Raw genomic sequence first — 8,596 nt, forward strand, 5'->3', positions numbered from 1 at the left:
GCGCCGATGTGCTCGGACCTCTTGCCGATGTGGACCGCCGGTCCGTATCGTAGCGGCCTAGTTCGCAGGACCGGTCCGATCGCGGGTAAGGCGATTCGGGGCGCAGGGCGGACCAGGCGTCGGACCGTGGCGGGGAATGGCGCCGAACGCTGCGGACAACGGGTCATTCGCTTCAGGGCCAGCGGGACACGCGCACAGCGGTGTCGAAGGGATGCGGTGCAGACGGTGAAGAACATCGAGGCGATCGACTTCTTCCGGGGTGACGAGCTCGTCGCGGACCCTTATCCCTATTTCCACGCGCTGCGGGAGCAGTGTCCGGTCCGCCGCGAGCCGCACCACGGCGTGGTGATGGTGACGGGCTACGAGGAAGCCGTCTCGGTGTTCCACGACTCCGACAGATTCTCGTCGTGTACCTCGGTAACCGGGCCGTTTCCCGGATTCCCGGTCCCGCTCGAGGGCCTCGAGGGCGACGACATCTCCGAGCTGATCGAGCGGCACCGTGCCGAGCTGCCGATGAGCGACCAGCTCCCAACGTTCGACCCGCCGATGCACACCGATCACCGCGCGCTGCTGATGCGGCTGATCACGCCGAAGCGGCTCAAGGAGAACGAGGAGTTCATCTGGCGGCTCGCCGACCGGCTGCTGGACGACTACCTCGCCAGCGGCGAGGGCGAGTTCATCCGCGGGTTCGCCGGCCCCTTCGCGCTGCTCGTCATCGCCGACCTGCTCGGCGTGCCCGAGGAGGACCACGAGGAGTTCACCGACCGGCTGCAGCACCGGCCGGCCGAGGGCGGCGGCGTGGGCAGCACCGGCGACCACTCGATGGAGCACTCCCCGCTGCAGTTCCTCTACGACCGCTTCACGACCTACATCGAGGCCCGTCGCCGGGAGCCCCGCGACGACGTCCTCACCGGGCTGGCCACCGCGACGTTCCCGGACGGCTCCACCCCCGAGGTCATCGACGTCGTGCGGGTGGCCGCGAACCTGTTCTCCGCCGGCCAGGAGACCACCGTCCGGCTGGTCAGCACCGCGGCGAAGCTGATCGCCGACAATCCCGGCCTGCAGCGCCTGCTGCGCGCCGAGCGCGACCGGATCCCGAACTTCATCGAGGAGACGCTGCGGCTGGAGAGCCCGGTCAAGGGCGACTTCCGGCTGGCCCGGGTGCCGACCACGGTCGGGGGGGTCGACATCCCCGCCGGCACCACTGTGATGGTCGTGAACGGGGCCGCGAACCGCGACCCCCGCCGCTTCGCCGACCCGGACACGCTCGACGTCGCCCGCCCCAACGCACGTCAGCACATCGCGTTCGGGCGCGGCATCCACAGCTGCCCCGGTGCGCCGCTGGCCCGGGCCGAGGCCCGGGCGGGAATCGAGCGGCTGCTCGACCGCACGGCCGACATCCGGATCTCCGAGCGCGTGCACGGTCCCGCGGGCGCCCGCAACTACCAGTACCTCCCGACGTTCATCCTGCGCGGCCTGACCCACCTGCAGCTCGAGTTCACGCCGGCGGCGTCCGACTCCCGGTAACGGCCCTCCCCGGTGAGAACCGGTCCCGGTGAGACCGGCCCGCGGCGTGAGTCGACATCCCGCGCGGGCCGGTAGCCGAAATTCTTCATCTCAACGACGAGGTTCGGGAGTCCGTCACCATGTTGTCGCAAGGGGCGCGCTACAGCGCCGCATCCATCGGCCTCGCCGAAGGATGGAGCCTGGACCGGCTCACGTCGCCGAGCAGACTTTTCGGCGCGAACGGATTACGCACCGGCCCGGACGGCCGCGTCTACGTGGCGCAGGTGACCGGCAGCCAGATCAGCGCACTCGACGTCGAGACCGGCCAGCTGGAGACCATCAGTGCGAAGGGCGGCGCGATCATCGCCCCCGACGACGTGGCCTTCGGCCCGCAGGGCGACCTCTACGCCACCGAGGTCATGGACGGCCGGGTGAGCGTGCGCGGCGCCGACGGCAACACCCGGGTGCTGCGCGACGATCTCCCGAGCGTGAACGGCATCACCGTCCACCAGGGTCGGCTGTTCGTCAACGAGTGCCGGGTCGGCGGTCGCCTGATGGAGCTCGACCTCAACGGCGGCGAGCCCCGCGTGCTGCTCGAGGACCTGGCGATGCCCAACGCCATGGAGGTCGGCCCCGACGGCCTCCTGTACTACCCGGTGATGGGGACGAACGACATCTGGCGGATCGACCCGGAGGGCGGCGAGCCGCAGCGGGTCGTGGGGGATCTCGGCGTCCCGGACTCGCTGAAGTTCGACCCCGAGGGCTTCATCGTCTCCACCCAGGTCGCCTCCGGCGAGGTGCTGCGGATCAACCCGCGCAACGGCGAGCGCACCGTGCTGGCCGCCCTCACGCCTGGCCTGGACAACTGCACCTTCGTCGGCGACCGGCTGTTCGTCTCGAACTTCACCGGGTCGATCACCGAGATCCTCGGTGGCGGGGCGACCCGCGAGACGCTGCCGGGCGGGCTGAACTGGCCGCTGGACCTGACCGTGGGTGAGGACGGCAACCTCTACATCGCCGACGGGACGTACTTCTACCTCCTGCGCCCCGGCGGCAAGCCGGAGACGCTCGGCATGCTCTTCTCCCCGGGCTACCCGGGCTTCGTCCGCGGGGTCACCGCGGTCGGCGCGGGCGAGTTCATCGTCACCACCTCGGGCGGGCAGGTCACCCGCTACCGGCCGGCGAGCGCGGAGAGCGAGGTGCTGGCCGACGAGCTCGACCAGCTCTACGGCGTGGTGGTCGCCCCGGGCGGCGACGTCGTGGCCGCGGAGCTCGGCAAGGGCCGCGTGCTCTCCATCCGTTCCGGCCGGGTCGAGGAGCTGGCGTCCGGGCTCAACGATCCGCTGGGTGTCGCGTTCGGCCCGGACGGCACGCTCTTCGTCTCCGAGTCGGGCGCCGGGCGGGTCGTCACGATCTCCGGCTTCCGCGTCGACACGGTGGTCGACGGCCTGGAGCAGCCGCAGGGAATCCTCGTGCGCGGCGGGCAGCTCCTCATCGTCGACGCCGGCACGAAGCAGCTGATCAGCGTCGACCTCGGCACCGGGGCCCGGCAGACCATCGCCCGTGACCTCCCGGTGGGCGCCCCGCCCGGCGTGACGCCCAAGCCGCTGCGCGGGCTGCCGCCCTTCTCCGGGCCGCAGGGCCCGTTCGCGGGCATCGCCGCCGGACCGGACGGCACGCTCTACCTATCTGCTGACGCCGAGGGCAGCGTGCTCGCGCTGCGGCGGGAGGGCTGAGGCGACATGACGAACGACTTCCTCAACCTGGACGGGCGCATCGTCATCGTCTCCGGCGCGGGCGGCGGCGGCATCGGAACCTCGGTGGCGAGCGCCGTGGCGCGCGCCGGGGCGACCGTGCTCGCGGTGAGCCGCTCCCAGGAGAACCTCGACACGCACATCGGGCCGCTGGTGAAGGAGGGGCTGCCGGTCGTGCCGGTCGCGGCGGACGCCTCGACCGACGAGGGCATCGCGACGGTGCTGAACGCGGCCTCGCGGACGGACGGCGACCTGTACGGGCTGGTCAACGTCGCGGGAGGTGCCGCCCCCGCGACGTGGATGGCGGCGACCCGGGTGACCCGGGAGGACTGGCGCGCGCTGTTCACCCAGAACCTCGAGACGATGTTCTTCTTCAGCCAGGCGGTCGCCGCCGAGCTGAAGTCGCAGGGCCGCCCCGGGTCGATCGTGTCGGTCTCCTCGATCAGCGGTATGAACACGGCGCCGTTCCACGTCGCCTACGGCACCGCCAAGGCGGGGGTGGTGGCGGCGACGCGCACGCTGGCCGTCGAGCTCGCCGGGGACGACATCCGGGTGAACGCCGTGGCGCCCGGGGTGACCGAGACCCCGTCGTCGGGCGCGTATGTGGACGCCGACCCCGACCGCGACCGCCGTGCCATCACCGCGGGCCGCCGCGGCCGCCCGGAGGAGCAGGCCGGAGCGATCCTCTTCCTCCTTTCGGACCTGTCTTCGTACATCACGGGGCAGACGATTCTCGTGGACGGCGGCCTGAACCTCAGGTGGACCCATCTGGGCGCCGACAACACGTCGCTGTTCCTGAAGGACGAGGAGTTCCGCGCGTCCCTCCTGCGCTGACGCCGAAGCGATTCTGTTTGTTTTCTGCCAGATCCCGGACCTAGGCCACACCCGAACCCGATTACCCCGTGACGCGGGTTGGAGAATGTCATGAGCGAGACTCTCGACAACATCCAGGAAACAGTTTCCACTCCAGTCGAGCCGCTGTCGGAACCGCTCGAGATCGGCGTGGAGGCGTACCTCTCCCCGGAGTACGCCCGGGCCGAACGGGACAAGCTGTGGCGGAAGGTCTGGCAGCAGGTCGGCCGGGTCGAGGAGATTCCGCGGGTCGGCGACTTCCTGACGTACGAGATCCTGGACGACTCGCTCGTCGTGGTGCGCTCGGCGCCGGACCGGATCCGGGCGTACCACAACGTCTGCTCGCACCGGGGCCGCCGGCTGGTCGACACCCCTGAGGGGGCGCGCGACGCCCGCGGCCAGCTGCGGCAGTTCGTGTGCGGTTTCCACGGCTGGCGGTACAACCTCGACGGCGAGAACACGTTCGCGGCCGAGCGCGAGGACTGGCCGTGCGGTCTGACCGACGAGAAGGCCGGGCTCAAGGACGTCCAGGTCGACACCTGGGGTGGCTGGATCTGGGTGAACCTGGACCCGGACGCCGAGCCGCTGCGGCAGTACCTGGAGCCGGCGGCGTCGCTGCTCGACCCCTTCCAGCTCGAGAACATGCGCTACCGGTGGCGCAAGTGGCTGGTCTTCGACTGCAACTGGAAGGTCGCCCTCGAGGCGTTCATGGAGACCTACCACGTGCCGTACACCCATCCGGAGTTCATGAACTTCGGGAACTTCCTGGGCTGGGCGCGGGCGCAGGGCCGGCACAGCAACATCGGGTACGACGCGCCGAAGGGCATGGAGGAGAACCAGGCGAAGCTGCGGATCGGCAGCGGCCCGGACGCCCGGCTGTCGACGATCGAGCTGCAGAACTTCACCTGGGAGAACGCGAACACCAACACCACCCGCACCCTCGTCGACGCCGCCCAGCGGCTGACCGAGGAGCTCCCGGAGGGGACGCCCCCGGGCGAGGTGCTGCAGCACTGGCTCGCCTCGGCCCGCCGGGACGACGCCGCCCGCGGGGTGGTGTGGCCGACGGTCCCCCCGGAGATCGTCGCGAAGAGCGGCACCGCCTGGCAGATCTTCCCGAACTTCCAGATCGGGCACGCGCTGAACAACATGCTCTGCTACAGCGCCCGGCCCTACGGCTACGACCCCGACAAGTGCATCTTCGAGGCCGCCGTCTACGAGCTCTACCCGGCCGGCGGGGAGCCGGAGACCAAGTGGGAGTTCACGCCGCCGGAGGACCCGGGCTGGCGCACGGTGCTGCCGCAGGACTTCGCGAACATGTCGGCCGTGCAGCAGGGCATGAAGTCGGGCGGTTTCTCCGGGCCGAAGCCTAATCCGTACCGCGAGCGCAGTGTCGTGAACCTGCACCACAACCTGGCCAAGTACATGGGAACCGGCGAGCCTCACAAACTCGCCTAGACCCAGCCTCTCCCGCGAATCCCGCCGCGGCGCCTGACGAGTGACCCGAGCACCAGCCCAGATCCGAGGAATGTGCATGCAGAACTGTGCCCCGACCGAGACGCCCGAGGTCGACCATGACGCGCTCCGGACGAAGTATCTGGGAGAGCGGGACAAGCGCCTGCGCCGTGAGGGCCAGAAGCAGTACGTGGTGACCGAGGGCGACTTCGAGGAGTTCTACGAGGCCGACCCGTACACACCGGTCGTGCCCCGGACGCCGATAGTCGAGGACATCGACGTGGCGATCTTAGGCGGTGGCTGGGCCGGCCTGGTGGCCGCGGCGCGGCTTCAGCAGCAGGGCGTCACCGACTTCCGGATCATCGATCTGGCGGGCGACTTCGGCGGCGTGTGGTACTGGAACCGGTATCCCGGCATCCAGTGCGACACCGACAGCTACTGCTACCTCCCGCTGCTCGAGGAGGTCGGCTACATCCCGAAGGAGAAGTACGCCCGGGGCGACGAGTGCCTGGAGCACGCCCAGCGCATCGGGAAGCACTTCGGCCTGTACGAGCACGCCGTGTTCAGCACGCTGGTCCGCTCGCAGGAGTGGGACGAGCAGACGAAACGCTGGAAGATCACGACGAACCGGGGCGACGAGATCAGCGCCCGGTTCGTGGTGATGTGCCAGGGGCCCTTCAACAGGCCGAAGCTGCCGGGCATCCCCGGCATCGCCGACTACCAGGGCCACACGATCCACACCGCCCGGTGGGACTACGAGTACTCCGGCGGCGACCTGCACGGCGGGCTGGACAAGCTCGCCGGCAAGAAGGTCGCGGTGATCGGGACCGGGGCCAGCGGTGTGCAGGTCATCCCGTACGTCGCCGAGACCGCCGAGCACCTGTACGTGTTCCAGCGCACCGCCTCCTCGATCGACGAACGCGGCGACGTCCCGACCGACCCCGAGTGGGCCAGCGCGCTGCAGCCGGGCTGGCAGGAGGAGCGGCGGCGCAACTTCCACGCCGCGGCGTACGAGGCGTTCGCGCCGGGACAGCCGGACCTGATCTGCGACGGCTGGACCGAGATCAGCCGTAACCTGCAGGCGCAGCTGGACGCCACCAACGGCTGGGCGGCGCTGGCGGACCCGGCGAAGTTCATGGAGCTGCGCGAGCTCGTCGACTACCAGGTGATGGAGCGGCTGCGGCAGCGGATCGACGCGATCGTCGAGGATCCGGCAACCGCCGAGGCGCTGAAGCCGTACTACCGGTTCCTGTGCAAGCGGCCGTGCTTCAACGACCTGTACCTGCCGACCTTCAACCGCCCCAACGTCACCCTGATCGACGTGGCGGAGACCAAGGGCGTCGAGCGGATCACCGCGAAGGGCATCGTCGCGCACGGCGTCGAGTACGAGGTCGACTGCATCGTGTTCGCCAGTGGCTTCGAGATCACCAGTGACCTCGACCGCCGGCTCGCGATCCACCCGTACGCCGGCCGCGAGGGCCGGTCGCTCTACGAGCACTGGGTCGACGGGTACCGCACCCTGCACGGGATCATGACGCACGGCTTCCCGAACCAGTTCTTCACCGGCTACATCCAGGGCGGCGTCACGGCGGCCGTGCCGGCGATGTTCGAGCAGCAGGCCGTGCACATCGCCCACATCATCTCCGAGACCCTCGCCCGTGGCGCGGTGACCGTCGAACCCACCTTCGACGCGCAGGAGGGGTGGGTCGCGGCGGTCCGGGCCGCGGAGATCGACAACACCAACTTCGCGCGGGAGTGCACGCCCGGCTACTACAACAACGAGGGCGAGCAGCAGATCCGGTCGGTCCTCGGCGACCCCTACTGGGCCGGCTTCTACGCCTTCGGCGAGCTGCTGCAGGAGTGGCGCGACTCAGGCGATATGGCGGGGCTCGTCCTCGGCAAATGACGACCACCCGCCTGCTCACCCACGTCGCGAGAGGACCATTGAATGTCTGAGGCCACACTGCCCGCAGCCCGGTTCGATGACCGGGTAGCCGTGATCACCGGTGCCGGCCGGGGTCTGGGGCGCGCGTACGCCCTGCTGCTCGGCTCGCTGGGCGCCAAGGTCGTCGTCAACGACCCGGGCGGCAGCATGAGCGGGGAGGGCCTCGACACCGGCCCCGCCGAGCAGGTCGTCCAGGAGATCATCGCCGCCGGCGGCGAGGCCGTCGCCTCCACCGACTCGGTGGCCACGGCCGCGGGCGGCCAGGCGATCATCGACACGGCGATCGACAGCTTCGGCCGGATCGACATCCTCATCCACAACGCCGGGACGCACCGCCCGGCGCCGCTGGCGGAGATGACGTACGAGGACTTCGACGCCGTCCTGGACGTCCACCTGCGCGGGGCGTTCCACGTCGTGCGGGCCGCGTTCCCGCTGATGGTCGCGGCGGGGTACGGCCGGATCGTGCTGACCTCCTCGATCGGCGGGCTGTACGGCAACGCCGGGGTCGTCAACTACGGCGTGTCCAAGACCGGAATGATCGGGCTGTCGAACGTGGCCGCGCTCGAAGGGGCCGCGTCGGGCGTGAAGAGCAACATCATCGTCCCCGCCGCGATCACGCGGATGGCGGAGGGGATCGACACCTCGGCCTACCCGCCGATGGGGCCGGAGCTGGTGGCTCCCACCGTGGGCTGGCTCGCGCACGAGTCCTGCTCGATCACCGGGGAGATGCTGACCTCGATCGCCGGCCGGGTGGCCCGCGTCTTCATCGCCGAGACCCCGGGCGTGTACCAGCCGTCCTGGACGGTCGAGCAGGTCGGGGAGCAGCTCGAGACCATCCGCGACACGAGCGACCCCTGGATCCTGCCGGTCGTGCCCTCGGCGCACGTCGACCACATCGTCAACAGTTTCGCGATGGCCGCGAAGGGCGCCGCGAACGCGTCCTGACCACCGCACCGACACCGCACCACCCGCACCGCACCACCGCACTGACGCAGCACCGCAGACACGGACCAGCGCACACCCGGATCGGAAGGGGGATGGGAAACCGTACCGCGGGCCGGTACCGGCGTTCCCTGACTACCAATGG

6 protein-coding genes are annotated in these 8,596 nt (G+C 70.1%); all 6 read left to right on the forward strand.

Translation table 11 applies throughout. The annotated features are described in order from the left end of the window. Positions 1-216: 216 nt before the first annotated feature. The 6 genes from AC559T_RS06220 (at position 217) to AC559T_RS06245 (ending at position 8,454) form a co-directional block, all read left to right on the forward strand. Positions 217-1,527: a cytochrome P450 gene (locus AC559T_RS06220; protein ID WP_373693861.1), complete on the forward strand. Its 1,311-nt coding sequence runs from the start codon at positions 217-219 to the stop codon at positions 1,525-1,527. A gap of 119 nt (positions 1,528-1,646) precedes the next feature. Further along, positions 1,647-3,242 (forward strand): SMP-30/gluconolactonase/LRE family protein, encoded by a 1,596-nt coding sequence (locus AC559T_RS06225; protein WP_498868057.1) that lies wholly within the window; start codon positions 1,647-1,649, stop codon positions 3,240-3,242. Between the two features lie 6 nt (positions 3,243-3,248). Beyond that, positions 3,249-4,094 (forward strand): SDR family NAD(P)-dependent oxidoreductase, encoded by an 846-nt coding sequence (locus AC559T_RS06230; protein WP_112105665.1) that lies wholly within the window; start codon positions 3,249-3,251, stop codon positions 4,092-4,094. Positions 4,095-4,184: 90 nt separating this feature from the next. Next, complete coding sequence (locus tag AC559T_RS06235; RefSeq protein WP_112105666.1) at positions 4,185-5,567, forward strand: aromatic ring-hydroxylating oxygenase subunit alpha; 1,383 nt, start codon at positions 4,185-4,187, stop codon at positions 5,565-5,567. A 76-nt stretch (positions 5,568-5,643) separates the two neighbouring features. Then, complete coding sequence (locus AC559T_RS06240; RefSeq protein WP_498868058.1) at positions 5,644-7,470, forward strand: flavin-containing monooxygenase; 1,827 nt, start codon at positions 5,644-5,646, stop codon at positions 7,468-7,470. Positions 7,471-7,512: 42 nt separating this feature from the next. Further along, positions 7,513-8,454, forward strand: a complete 942-nt coding sequence (locus tag AC559T_RS06245; RefSeq protein ID WP_112105667.1) for an SDR family NAD(P)-dependent oxidoreductase — start codon at positions 7,513-7,515, stop codon at positions 8,452-8,454. Positions 8,455-8,596 lie beyond the last annotated feature (142 nt).

The sequence above is a fragment of the Frankia sp. Hr75.2 genome, from assembly GCF_949319125.1.
Taxonomy (GTDB): domain Bacteria; phylum Actinomycetota; class Actinomycetes; order Frankiales; family Frankiaceae; genus Parafrankia; species Parafrankia soli.